We start from the raw sequence: 11,351 nt of genomic DNA, 5'->3' as shown, positions 1-11,351 counted from the left end.
CCCCCTTGCCTGTCCCCCCGCTGACGGCTGGAGTCTTCCCCTGATGCCCGACCTCTCCTTCCGTCCGGACCCGCCGCTGAACTTCCAGTCGCAGGCCGCCGCCGGCCGGCTGATCGCCATCGCCTCCGGCAAGGGGGGCGTCGGCAAGACCTGGCTGGCGATCACCCTCGCCCAGACACTGGCCCAGCGCGGCCGCCGCGTGCTGCTGGCCGATGGCGACCTTGGCCTGGCCAATGTCGACGTCCAGCTCGGCCTGCAGCCCGAGCGCGACCTGCAGGGCGTGCTGGCCGGGCGCATCGCGCTGACCCAGGCCGTCATCCACCATGCCGAGGGCGGCTTCGACGTCCTCGCCGGCCGCTCGGGCAGCGGCATGCTGGCGAGCCTGCGGCCCGAGGTGGTCGAGCATGTGGCGACGCTGCTGCGCGCGGCGACCGGGCGCTGGGACGTGGTGATCCTCGACCTCGGCGCGGGCCTCGCGCCGGCGACCCGGCGGCTGGCGGCGGCGGCCGACACGCTGCTGGTGGTCGCCACCGACGAGCCGACCAGCCTGACCGACGCCTATGCCACGCTGAAGCTGCACGGCACCGACCGGCCGGGCGGCGATGCGCGGATCGTGGTGAACCAGGCGATCGACGTGCCCTCCGGCCGCCGCACCGCCGCCACGCTGCAGCGCGCCTGCAGCACCTTCCTGCAGCGCGACGTGCCGCTGGCCGGGCTGGTCCGCCGCGACGAGCGGGTGCGCGATGCCATCCGCCGGCAGATGCCGCTCCTCAGCCGGCATCCGACCTCGGCCGCAGCGGCCGATGTCGCGGTGCTGGCCCGCGCCGTCGATCCCTGATCCTTCCGTACGGCAATTTAATCTTCAGGGCTCGGCATAGCCGGTCGCCCGCAGGGTGAGCCGCCCGGCCGGGTCCTGGCGGAACCACAGCCCGCCGCGCGCGCTCGAGCCGCGCGGCACGTAGTCGAGCACGGCGCGGCTGGTCTCCAGCACGCGCTCGCCCTCCGACAGCACGCCTTCCACCGTGACCTGGGCGGCCGTCGCCGGCGCGGCGTTGGTCACCGTGAAGCGGACCAGGAAGGAGCCCTGTCCGTCGGGCTGCGGCGCCTCGGCCGCGATGGCCAGCCGCGGCGGCGGATCGCCCTGGCTGACCGAGATATCGCTGGCAACGACAGCGAGGGTGCCGAGCGTCAGCGTCGCGCCGAAGCCCGCCATCAGCCATTCCAGCAGCGGTTTCCTGCTCATGCGGCCTCACACCACCAGGCGGGCGATGGCGGCGCCGAGCGCCGCCGGGAAGCCCAGCACCACCGTCGCCATGGCCATCATCGGCAGGCTGGCCAGGTCGGCGCGGCCGAAGGTCCAGAGCGCGTAGAAGCTGACCGCCAGCGCCAGGCCGTAGCCGGCCAGGCTATAGGCGCAGAAGGTGCGCCAGGCGCCCGCCCCTTCCGGCCGCTGCTCCTGCCCGGCGAAGCCGATGGTGTAGACCAGCAGGTGCAGCAGCAGCAGCGACAGCCCCATCAGCCCGACCAGCGGCCAGGGCTGCATGCGCAGCGCGATCAGCAGCACCTCCTCGGTCGGTGCCACGTTGAAGGCCAGGAACAGCGCGCCCGCCACCATCAGGAAGAGCTGCGCCGGATAGCCGGCGCGGTCCTCGCGCGCCTCGCCGTCACGGGCGCCGAACTGGCGGCGGGCGGCAACCGCCCCCATGCCCGCCGGCACCGCCTGCAGCGCCACCATCCCCACCGCCGCGCGCCAGCCCAGCTCGGGGGTGACGATGCCGAACAGCCAGAGCAGCAGCCCGCTGCCGACCAGCCCGATGGCGAAGGCGCCCAGCGCGTCGAGCAGCGCGTCCAGCCAGTCCGCCGCCGGCTCGAAGCCGCTGTAATAGGCGAGGCCCGCCAGCACGCCGAGGCCGAGCACCAGGAACAGCAGCAGCCGCCCCGGCGTGACCGAGAAGCCGATCGACCACATCTCCATGGTCATCACCAGCGGGAAGGCGAAGATCAGCGCGCCGGCCATGCCGCGCGCCAGGCTGACCGCATAGGCGCGGTTGCCGCCCCGATCCGCCGCCGACTGTTCCGTCATGGCTTGCCCTCCTGCCTGTCGAAAGGCCCGGGCGGCGGGAAGTTGCAACAGCGGCGTGACGACAGATGGCGACACTGTCATGCGGCGCCGCAAAGGCCGGGCATTCCGGGCAGGGTCATTAATAATCAAGAAAAGATTCAGATCGATGACAGCCGCCTGTCTCAGTCCCGGAAAAAGAGATGCTCAAGGTCTTCGGCCGCCTTCGTCTGCGCAGCAAGCTGCTGGGCGCCTTCGGCCTGCTGCTGCTGCTCACCACCCTGCTCGGCCTGCTGGGGCTGCAGCAGCTCAGCCATGTGCAGTCGGGGCTGGTCGAGGTGCAGACCAACTGGCTGCCCTCGGTGCGCTCGATCACGCATCTGCAGTTCAGCCTGTCGCGCGAGCGCACCAGCGCGGCGCGCATCGTCGCGACCGTCGACGCGGCGCAGCGCGCCTCGGCCCAGAACGACCTGGCCAGCCGCCGGCGCGAGGTCGAGGTGGATTTCGCCAGCGCCGCCAGCCTCAGCTCCAGCCCCGGCGAGCAGGCCCTGCTGGCCCGCGCCCGCGCCGAATACACCGCCTACCAGACGGCCACCGCGCCGGCCCTGTCGGCGCCCGGCGGCGATGCCACGGCGATCGGCCTGTTCAACACGGTCGGCGCGCAGTCGATCCGCAAGGTCTTCGCCACGCTGGACGAGCTCAGCGCGGTGAACGAGGCCGGTGCCAATGCCGCCGCCGAGGCGGCCGCCGCCATCTACCAGCGCGCCCTGTGGCTGACCGGGCTGGTGCTGGGCCTGGCGCTGCTCGCCGGCTTCGGCGCCGCGCTGTTCCTCGACCGCCACATCGCCCGCAGCATCGTCAGCCTGGCGGCCGCGCTGCGCCGCGTCGCCCAGCGCGACTATGCGGTCAGCCTGCCCGACCTGGCGCGCGGCGACGAGGTGGGCGACATGTCGCGCGCCGTCGACGAATGCCGCACCGGGCTGCAGCATGCCGATAAACTTGCCGCCGAGCAGGCCGCGGCCCAGGCGGCCCGCCAGCAGCGCGCCGAGACCCTGGCCCAGCTGGTCAGCGCCTTCGAGGCCCGCGTCGGCGACATGGTCGGCGTCGTCTCTTCGGCCGCGACCGAGCTCGAGGCCACCGCCCGCGCCATGACCGGCACGGCGGAGGAGACGACGGCCCAGGCCAGCTCGGTCGCCGGCGCTGCGCAGCAGGCCAGCGGCGGCGTGCAGACCGTGGCCTCGGCGGCCGAGGAGCTCTCCGCCTCGATCTCCGAGATCAGCCGCCAGGTGACCCAGGCGACCAGCGTCTCCGGCCAGGCGGTCGAGCGGGCGCGGGAGACCGACAACACCGTCCGCGTGCTGGCCGAAGGCGCCGGCAAGATCGGCGAGGTGGTGAACCTGATCACCTCGATCGCCAGCCAGACCAACCTGCTGGCGCTGAACGCCACGATCGAGGCGGCGCGCGCCGGCGAAGCCGGCAAGGGCTTCGCCGTCGTCGCCTCGGAGGTGAAGAACCTGGCGGCGCAGACCAGCAAGGCGACGGAGGAGATCGGCGCGCAGATCGGCTCGATCCAGCAGGCGACGCAGCAGGCGGTGCAGGCGATCGGCGCCATCACGGCGACGATCGACGAGGTCAGCCGCATCACGGTGGCCATCGCCGCCGCGGTCGAGGAGCAGAGCGCCGCCACCGCCGAGATCGCCCGCACCGTGCAGGAGACGGCGCAGGCGACCGGCGTGGTGACGATGAACATCGCCTCCGTCGGCCAGGGCGCCAGCAGCACCGGCGCCGCCGCCAGCCAGGTGCTGGCCGCCGCCAGCGACCTGTCGCGCCAGTCCGAGCAGCTGACCGGCGCAGTGGACGATTTCGTTTCCAGGGTGCGTGCGGCCTAGTCTTCTGCGGCAGGCTGTTTCGAAACCGGGACGCGCGCTGTTGCCGGCGCGCGTCCCGCGAACAGCAGAATGACGGAAAACCCCTCGGCGGAAACCAGCCGGAACGACAGCGCGCCGCCATGGGCGCGCATCACCTGCTCGGCGATGGCGACGCCGAGGCCTGCCCCCCGCTCCTCCTCGCCGCGGCTGTGGAAGGGCTCGCGCACATGCTGCCAGCGCGCGGGCGGGATGCCCGGCCCGTCATCCGAGATTTCCACCAGCGTCATCGCCGCGTCCTGGCGCAGCGTCACCAGCACATGGGTCCGCGCGCCATGCTTCAGCGCGTTGTGCACCAGGTTGCTCAGCGCTTCGCGCAGGCTGACGCGGTCGCCGGGCACCAGCACCGGGACCTCCGGCGCCTCCAGCTCCAGCCGGATGCGGCCGGCCAGCGGCAGCAGCCCCACCAGCACCTGGCGGGCCAGCGGCACCAGGTCGACCTCCTCCAGCCGCACCTGGCCGGCGCGGTGCAGCACCATGGCATGGTCGAAGAGCTGCGCCGCCAGCCGGCCGAGCTGCCCCGCGCGGTCCTGCAGCCGCGCCAGATGCTGCTGCCGCGCGGCCTCGTCCTTCGCGTCCTCCAGCATCTCCAGCTGCGCCGTCAGCGCGGTCAGCGGCGTGCGGATCTGATGCGCCGCATCGCCGATCAGCCGCCGCATCTGGCCGAGATGCGCCTCCAGCCGCGCCATGAAGGCATTGATGGCGACCAGCAGCGTGTGGATCTCCGGCGGCGCGTCGACCACCAGCGGCGCCAGGTCCTGCGGGTCGCGCGCGGCGATGGCGGCCTCGACCCGGCGCAGCGGGGCCAGCGCCAGCCGCACCGCCAGCAGGGTGGCCACCAGCCCGAGCCCGGTCAGCGCCAGGATCAGCACCATGGATTTCGCCGCGAGGCCGCGCGCCATCTCCTCCCGCGCATGGTTGGTCTGCGCCAGGGTCACGCTGGCCCAGCCGCCCTGGATGCGCCGCGCCGTGGTGGCGGTGTGGTAGTCCTGCCCCATCAGCCGCGTCCGCCCCAGCTGGGTGTGCGTGCCGTCGGCCGGCGGGCTGTCCAGCCCGGAGCTGCCGGCGACCACGATGCCGCGGGCATCGACCACCTTGTAGACCACGCGGTCCTGCGCCGAGAGGCTGGCGACGACCGCGATCGGCGGCTCCACCACCAGCACGCCGCCGGCGACATACATGTTCTCGGCGATCTGCGCGGCGCCGGCCGAGAGCAGCGCGTCATGCGCGCCATCCGCCACCACCCGCGCCGTGACCCAGGCGGCGATGGCGAAGCCGCCGGAGACCGCGCCGAAGACAATGGCCAGCAGCACCATGATCCGCGCATGCAGCGAGCGGCTCTGCATCGTTCTGTCTATCGCGCCATGATCTGGTAGCCGAGGCCGCGCAGCGTGCGGATCTCCGTCGTCGACAGCGACAGCTTCTTGCGCAGCCGGGCGACGTGCTGCTCCACCGCGTTCAGGCTGGCAGCCTCGTCCAGGCCGAACAGCCGGTCCATCAGCTGCTCCTTCGGCACGATGCGGCCGGGGCGAGCCAACAGCAATTCGAGCAGCGCCAGCTCGCGCTTCGTCAGCTCCAGCGGCTGGCCGTTCAGCGAGGCGACCTGGCCCTCCAGATCGATGCTGATATCGCCGAAGCGCAATTCGTTGACCGCCGCCCCGCTGCCGCGGCGCAGCAGGGCGCGCACCCGCGCCTCCAGCTCGCGGAAGTCGAAGGGCTTGGTCAGGTAGTCGTCGGCGCCAAGATCCAGCGCGCTGACCCGGTCATCCACCTGGCTGCGCGCCGTCAGCATCAGCACCGGCGTCGCCCCGCCCCGCGCCCGCAGCCGGCGCAGGATGGCCATGCCGTCGATCGCGCCGCCCAGCATGACGTCCAGGATCACCAGGCCGTAGCCCTGCTGCACGTCGAGCCGGGCCGAGGCCGCCTCGCCGCTGCGCTCCCAGTCCAGCGCATGGCCGAGCCGGGCGAGGCGCGCCTGCACCGCCTCTCCCACATCGGCATTGTCCTCCACCAGCAGGATCCGCATCGGCACCTTTCATGCTGCAACTGCGAACAAAAATTCCTGAGCCTCGTCAGTTTGGCAACAGCTTGGCGGATTAGAGAGGAAGCCAATCCGGCCCCGCAAGGGCGGCAACGAGACAAGGAGGAAGCGATGGCCGCGCAGGATGCGGGCGCGACGGCGCCGCTGTTGCAGGTGCAGGGCGTGACCCTGCAGTACAAGACCGACGAATATGTCGTCACCGCCACGCAGCGGGTCGATTTCGACGTCTACCCCTCGGAGCGCTACGTGCTGCTCGGCCCCTCGGGCTGCGGCAAGTCGACGCTGCTGAAGGCGATCGGCGGCTATCTGACGCCGTCCGAAGGCAGCATCCGCCTGAAGGGGCGCGAGGTGCGCGAGCCCGGCCCGGACCGCATGATGGTCTTCCAGGAATTCGACCAGCTGCTGCCGTGGAAGACGGTGCAGCAGAACGTCACCTTCGCGCTCACCGCCTCGAAGCGGCTCTCGGCCGCCGAGGCGCGCGACCGTGCCGCCTATTATATCGAGAAGGTCGGGCTGAAGGATTTCGCCGACAGCTATCCGCACATGCTGTCCGGCGGCATGAAGCAGCGCGTCGCCATCGCCCGCGGCATGGCCATGGAGCCCGACGTCCTGCTGATGGACGAGCCCTATGCCGCGCTCGACGCCCTGACCCGCCGCCGCATGCAGGAGGAGCTGCTGCGGCTGTGGGAGGACACGCGCTTCACCGTGCTCTTCGTCACCCATTCGATCGAGGAGGCGATCCGCATCGGCACCCGCATCCTGCTGCTGTCGCCGCATCCCGGCCAGGTCAAGGCCGAGCTGAACAGCGTGCCGCCGGAGCTGCTGGGCACCGCCGCCCAGGCCGAGCTCGAGACCCGCATCAACGACATGCTCTTCGTCCATTGAGGGAGCGCGCAGCATGAGCACGACCGTGAACCACGCCCCCCTGCTGACCCGCCCCGAGATCGTGCGCGAGCCGGTCCGCGGCCAGCCCGCCGAGGTGCAGAAGCCGATCTCCCCTTGGGAATCCGTCTACCGCATCGGCTTCCTCCGCAAGGGTTTTATCCTTCTCGTCCTCGCGGTGATCTGGGAGATCTATGGGCGGTGGCTCGATAATCCGCTGCTCTTCCCGGCTTTCTCGGAAACCGTGGAAGCCCTGATCAGCAACCTGCTGAACGGCGTGATCCCGGCCCGCGCGCTGATCTCGCTGCAGACGCTGGCCATCGGCTATGCCATCGGCGTGGGCCTCGCCGCCATGCTCACCGTGCTGGCCATCGGCTCGCGCATCGGCACCGACCTGCTCGAGACGCTGACGGCCATGTTCAACCCGCTGCCGGCCATCGCCCTGCTGCCGCTGGCGCTGATCTGGTTCGGCCTCGGCGCCGGCAGCGTCATCTTCGTGCTGGTCCATTCCGTGCTCTGGGCCATCGCGCTGAACACCCATGCCGGCTTCCGCGCCGTCTCCAAGACGCTGAAGATGGTCGGGCTGAACTACGGGCTGCGCAACATCGGCCTGGTGCGGCACATCCTGATCCCGGCCGCCTTCCCCTCGATCCTGACCGGGCTGAAGGTCGGCTGGGCCTTCGCCTGGCGCACCCTGATCGCCGCCGAGCTGGTCTTCGGCGTCTCCTCGGGCTCGGGCGGCCTCGGCTGGTTCATCTTCGAGAACCGCAACCAGCTGGAGACCGCCAATGTCTTCGCCGGCCTGTTCTTCGTCATCCTCATCGGCCTGTTCGTCGAGAACGTGATCTTCGCGACCATCGAGAAGCGCACCATCCGCCGCTGGGGCATGCAGAGCTGATCGCCATGATCTTCGGAGGAAACAACACGATGAACCGCCGCCACCTGCTCGGCGCCACCGCCGGCCTGGGCGCTGCCGCGAGCCTCGGCTTCAACATCCGCCCCGCTTATGCCGAGACCAGCCGCCTGCGCATCTCGCACGGCTACGGCATCCTCTATCTGCCGCTGATCGTCATGCGCGATCAGAAGATGATCGAGCGCCAAGCCGAGAAGGCCGGGCTCGGCACCATGGAGCTCGGCTGGCAGACGCTGGACGGCGGCAACGTCATCAACGACGCCATGCTGGCCGGCTCGCTCGACATCGCCGGCACCGGGTCGCCGGGCTTCATCACCCTCTGGGCCAAGGCGCGCGGCATCCCGCGGGCCGAGGTCGTCGGCGTCGCCGGCATGTCGAGCTGCGCGCTCGTCCTCAACGCCAACCGGCCGCATCTGAAGACGCTCGCCGACTTCACCGCCAACGACAAGATCGCCCTGCCCGGCATCAAGACCTCGCTCGCCGCGGTGGTGCTGCAGATGCTGGTGGCCAAGCAGTTCGGCCAGGAGAACTACGCCAGGCTGGACCCGATGACCGTCGGCCTGCCCCATCCGGAGGCCGCCCAGGCGCTGCTCAGCGGCAAGACCGAGATCGCGGCCCATTTCGCCTCGCCGCCCTTCTCGATCATCGAGCTGAACAACCCCTCGATCCACAAGGTCATCGCCGCCAGCGACGTGCTCGGCGATTCGACGCTGGACGTGATCTTCGCCCAGAAGCGCTTTGTCGAGGCCAATCCGCGCGTCATGCAGGTCTTCCTCGCCGCCCTCGACGAGGCCAACGACTTCATCGCGAAAGACCCGACCGCCGCCGCCCAGGCCTTCAACCGCATCACCCGCACCACGGCCACCGACGAGGATGTGGTGAAGATGATCAAGGACCCGGACAGCCGCTTCTCGGCCACACCCCATGGCGTGATGGAATACGCCCGCTTCATGCACGCGGTGGGCTCGGTCCGCGTGAAGCCGGACAGCTGGAAAGACCTGTTCATCCCGGCGCTGCACGACCGGCAAGGCTCGTAAAAAGTGAGGCTGGGGGGAGGTATCCCCCCAGACCCCCTTCTAATCTTGCGACTCAGTCCGCAAGCACGACGCGGACGCCTTCAGCCACGAAGCCGTCGCAAGCTTCCAAGCCAGCATCGGTCACCAGGCACGCCCCAGGCCGCAACGGCGCCCAGAAGGGCTGCTCCGCCCGACCCAGCTTCGAGGCATCGGCGAGGACAAACACCTCGGCCGCCTGGCGCATCATCAGCGACTTCAAAGAGACCTGCTCCAGCGTCGCCTCGCACAGGCCGTAGCCGGGCATCACGCCGTCGGCGCTGGTGAACAGCTTGTCGGCGGTCATGCAGCGCAGCGCCTGCTCGGCCAGGCTGCCGGTGGTGCCCATGCTGATCGGGCGCACCGTGCCGCCCAGCACCACCAGCGCCATCCCCGGCGCATCGGCGAGGACCGGGATCAGCGCCAGGTTGTTGGTGATGACACGCAGGCGCCGCCCGGCCAGCCGCCGCCCCAGCGCCTCGACGGTGGAGCCGCCATCGAGGATCAGGGTATCGCCGTCCTCGATCAGGGCCAGGGCGGCTTCGGCGATGGCGGCCTTGGCGTCGCGGTGCTGCTGGCTGCGGGCGCCCAGGCTTTCCTCGGGCACCGCATGCGCCAGCATCGCCCCGCCATAGGTCCGCGCGATGGCGCGCCGCGCCGAGAGGTCCTGCAGGTCGCGCCGGATGGTCGAGGCCGAAACCCCGAAGCGTTCCGCCAGGCTGTCGACGTCGACGACGCCCTGGGCCATGGCTGAGAGGATGTCGTCCCGACGGCTTTTCCGGTGTCGCATGCGTCGATCTGGACCGGTGTGCGCTGGTCCTGCAAGGACCGTTGTGCAGAAATAGAAGGGGGTCTGGGGGGTCCGAGGCACTGCCTCGGACAGACCCCCAGCCTTCCTTTTACTTGCTGCGCTTCGGCGCCAGGTCGACCGCCTGCCGCAGCGCCTCGATCAGGCTGCCCTCATCGGCGATGCCCTTGCCCGCGATGTCGAAGGCGGTGCCGTGGTCGACCGAGGTGCGGATCACCGGCAGGCCGATGGTGATGTTCACCCCCGCTTCCAGCCCCATGACCTTCACCGGGCCGTGGCCCTGGTCGTGGTACATGGCGACGACCAGGTCGAAGTCGCCGCGGGCGGCGCGGAAGAACAGCGTGTCGGCCGGCAGCGGGCCGGTGACGGACCAGCCCTTGGCCTGGCAGGCCTGGACGGCGGGGATGATCTTCTCCTCCTCCTCGCCCTGGCCGAACAACCCGTTCTCGCCGGCATGCGGGTTGATGCCGCAGACGCCGATGCGGGGCTCGGCGATGCCGGCCTTGACCAACGTCGCATGGCCACGGGCGATGACGCGCTCGACCAGGCCGGGCTCGATCTTCCGGATGGCGTCCATCAGGCCGATATGCGTGGTCACGTGGATGACGCGCAGCTTCGGCGCCACCAGCATCATCGACACCTCGGGCGTGCCGGTCAGATGCGCCAGCAGCTCGGTATGGCCGGGATACTTGTGGCCGGCGGCGTGCAGCGCCTCCTTCGACAGGGGGGCGGTGCAGATGGCGTCGGCCTCGCCGGCCTCGACCAGGCGGGTGGCGCGCTCGATGTAGCGATAGGCGCCCTCGCCCGAGATCGTGGAGAGCTGGCCGAAGGGGTGGCCGGCCGGGATCAGGCCCAGGTCGATGCAGTCGACGGTGCCGATCTCGTACGTCGCGCCGGCGGGCTCCTGCAGGGCCGCCACGGTCAGGCCCGTCTTCGTCAGCGCATCGGCCTCGCGCAGGCGGCGGGCGTCGCCTACCACCAGCGGCCGGCAGATCGCGTACACATCCGGCCGGGCCAGGGCCTTCATGATGATCTCGGGGCCGATGCCCGAGGCGTCGCCCATGGTGATGGCGACGATGGGGCGGGTGTCGACGGCAGGGGCGTTGGTCATGCGATCAGGCTCCGAGCAGGGCGTGCAGGCGGGACAGGCTGTTCAGGATGGTGCCCTCATGACCGAAGGCGCCGGCCTTGGTCATCACGGGGATGGCGAGCGCGCCTTCGGTGATGCCGAGCGGCACGCCGGGCTCGACCTCTTCCAGCAGGCGGATGCCGTGCACGCCCAGATAAGTCAGCAGGGCGCAGGCGGTCTCGCCGCCGGTGGCGAAGAGGCCGGCGATGGAAGGCGCAGCGGGCGCGACCAGGGCGGCCAGGCGCTCGGCCAGGATGGCGCCCTGGCTGAGGTCGGCGGCCGGGTCGGCGTCGATCTCGACCAGGGTGTCGCGCTTCTGCGCCAGGCTGTCGGCGATGCCGGCGGCCAGCGCGCCCCAGCCGGGATGGCGGTCGCCGGCGCGCAGCAGGGCGGGCGGCACGCCGAAGCGGGTGGCGCGGCCGGCCTCCACCAGGCGGGCGGCGGCGGCGCGGGAGGCCTCGGCGACGCTGCCGACGACGACCAGCACGCCGCCGGCGGCGGGCGGCAGGATGGGGAGTGCGGCCGGCTCGGCGGCGGGCGGC

At 71.1% G+C, this 11,351-nt stretch carries 12 protein-coding genes; 5 read left to right on the top strand and 7 right to left on the bottom strand.

Annotated features, from left to right (window positions below):
- Positions 1-43: 43 nt before the first annotated feature.
- Complete coding sequence (locus BKE38_RS23240) at positions 44-838, top strand: nucleotide-binding protein (protein ID WP_076959608.1); 795 nt, start codon at positions 44-46, stop codon at positions 836-838.
- A gap of 24 nt (positions 839-862) precedes the next feature.
- Here BKE38_RS23240 and BKE38_RS23235 read toward each other — a convergent pair whose 3' ends face one another.
- Positions 863-1,243 carry a TIGR02588 family protein gene (locus BKE38_RS23235; RefSeq protein ID WP_131829701.1) on the bottom strand — a complete coding sequence of 127 codons (381 nt, stop codon included), beginning with the start codon at positions 1,241-1,243 and terminating at the stop codon, positions 863-865.
- Positions 1,244-1,249: 6 nt separating this feature from the next.
- Positions 1,250-2,083, bottom strand: coding sequence for a TIGR02587 family membrane protein (locus BKE38_RS23230; protein ID WP_076959606.1), 834 nt, complete (start codon positions 2,081-2,083; stop codon positions 1,250-1,252).
- Between the two features lie 179 nt (positions 2,084-2,262).
- On the opposite strand from BKE38_RS23230, the gene BKE38_RS23225 reads away from it, so the two are divergent.
- A complete protein-coding gene (locus tag BKE38_RS23225; RefSeq protein WP_076959605.1) occupies positions 2,263-3,948 on the top strand; it encodes a methyl-accepting chemotaxis protein in 1,686 nt (561 codons plus the stop codon).
- On the opposite strand, the gene BKE38_RS23220 is transcribed toward BKE38_RS23225, so the two are convergent.
- Together BKE38_RS23220 and BKE38_RS23215 are read right to left on the bottom strand one after the other, a co-directional pair.
- Positions 3,945-5,330: a HAMP domain-containing histidine kinase gene (locus tag BKE38_RS23220; protein ID WP_076959604.1), complete on the bottom strand. Its 1,386-nt coding sequence runs from the start codon at positions 5,328-5,330 to the stop codon at positions 3,945-3,947. The genes BKE38_RS23225 and BKE38_RS23220 overlap by 4 nt on opposite strands.
- A gap of 8 nt (positions 5,331-5,338) precedes the next feature.
- Complete coding sequence (locus BKE38_RS23215) at positions 5,339-6,010, bottom strand: response regulator transcription factor (RefSeq protein ID WP_076959603.1); 672 nt, start codon at positions 6,008-6,010, stop codon at positions 5,339-5,341.
- 126 nt (positions 6,011-6,136) lie between these two features.
- On the opposite strand from BKE38_RS23215, the gene BKE38_RS23210 reads away from it, so the two are divergent.
- Genes BKE38_RS23210 through BKE38_RS23200 form a run of 3 tightly spaced genes read left to right on the top strand, consistent with a single transcriptional unit; the run spans position 6,137 to position 8,857 of the window.
- On the top strand, positions 6,137-6,910 hold the full coding sequence (locus BKE38_RS23210; protein WP_076959602.1) for an ABC transporter ATP-binding protein: 774 nt from the start codon (positions 6,137-6,139) through the stop codon (positions 6,908-6,910).
- 13 nt (positions 6,911-6,923) lie between these two features.
- On the top strand, positions 6,924-7,805 hold the full coding sequence (locus tag BKE38_RS23205) for an ABC transporter permease (protein WP_076959601.1): 882 nt from the start codon (positions 6,924-6,926) through the stop codon (positions 7,803-7,805).
- A 29-nt stretch (positions 7,806-7,834) separates the two neighbouring features.
- On the top strand, positions 7,835-8,857 hold the full coding sequence (locus tag BKE38_RS23200) for an ABC transporter substrate-binding protein (RefSeq protein ID WP_076959600.1): 1,023 nt from the start codon (positions 7,835-7,837) through the stop codon (positions 8,855-8,857).
- A gap of 52 nt (positions 8,858-8,909) precedes the next feature.
- Here the strand turns inward: BKE38_RS23200 and BKE38_RS23195 are convergent, their stop codons facing one another.
- The 3 genes from BKE38_RS23195 to BKE38_RS23185 all read right to left on the bottom strand — a co-directional run.
- A complete protein-coding gene (locus BKE38_RS23195; RefSeq protein ID WP_076959599.1) occupies positions 8,910-9,662 on the bottom strand; it encodes a DeoR/GlpR family DNA-binding transcription regulator in 753 nt (250 codons plus the stop codon).
- A gap of 109 nt (positions 9,663-9,771) precedes the next feature.
- Positions 9,772-10,791, bottom strand: coding sequence for a 4-hydroxythreonine-4-phosphate dehydrogenase PdxA (gene pdxA / locus BKE38_RS23190; protein ID WP_076959598.1), 1,020 nt, complete (start codon positions 10,789-10,791; stop codon positions 9,772-9,774).
- A gap of 4 nt (positions 10,792-10,795) precedes the next feature.
- Positions 10,796-11,351: nucleotide-binding domain containing protein (locus tag BKE38_RS23185; RefSeq protein ID WP_278247642.1), on the bottom strand; the 556-nt coding region annotated here is incomplete at its 5' end.

It is taken from the genome of Teichococcus deserti, assembly GCF_001982615.1.
In the GTDB taxonomy this organism is placed as follows: domain Bacteria; phylum Pseudomonadota; class Alphaproteobacteria; order Acetobacterales; family Acetobacteraceae; genus Pseudoroseomonas; species Pseudoroseomonas deserti.
This window is presented reverse-complemented; position numbering and strand designations above follow the sequence as displayed.

Bases quoted from the DNA above. Each gene is read 5' to 3' on its own strand.
- BKE38_RS23240 (WP_076959608.1), top strand. From the start codon at position 44: ATGCCCGACCTCTCCTTCCGTCCGGACCCGCCGCTGAACTTCCAGTCG.
- BKE38_RS23235 (WP_131829701.1), bottom strand. From the start codon at position 1,243: ATGAGCAGGAAACCGCTGCTGGAATGGCTGATGGCGGGCTTCGGCGCG.
- BKE38_RS23230 (WP_076959606.1), bottom strand. From the start codon at position 2,083: ATGACGGAACAGTCGGCGGCGGATCGGGGCGGCAACCGCGCCTATGCG.
- BKE38_RS23225 (WP_076959605.1), top strand. From the start codon at position 2,263: ATGCTCAAGGTCTTCGGCCGCCTTCGTCTGCGCAGCAAGCTGCTGGGC.
- BKE38_RS23220 (WP_076959604.1), bottom strand. From the start codon at position 5,330: ATGCAGAGCCGCTCGCTGCATGCGCGGATCATGGTGCTGCTGGCCATT.
- BKE38_RS23215 (WP_076959603.1), bottom strand. From the start codon at position 6,010: ATGCGGATCCTGCTGGTGGAGGACAATGCCGATGTGGGAGAGGCGGTG.
- BKE38_RS23210 (WP_076959602.1), top strand. From the start codon at position 6,137: ATGGCCGCGCAGGATGCGGGCGCGACGGCGCCGCTGTTGCAGGTGCAG.
- BKE38_RS23205 (WP_076959601.1), top strand. From the start codon at position 6,924: ATGAGCACGACCGTGAACCACGCCCCCCTGCTGACCCGCCCCGAGATC.
- BKE38_RS23200 (WP_076959600.1), top strand. From the start codon at position 7,835: ATGAACCGCCGCCACCTGCTCGGCGCCACCGCCGGCCTGGGCGCTGCC.
- BKE38_RS23195 (WP_076959599.1), bottom strand. From the start codon at position 9,662: ATGCGACACCGGAAAAGCCGTCGGGACGACATCCTCTCAGCCATGGCC.
- pdxA (WP_076959598.1), bottom strand. From the start codon at position 10,791: ATGACCAACGCCCCTGCCGTCGACACCCGCCCCATCGTCGCCATCACC.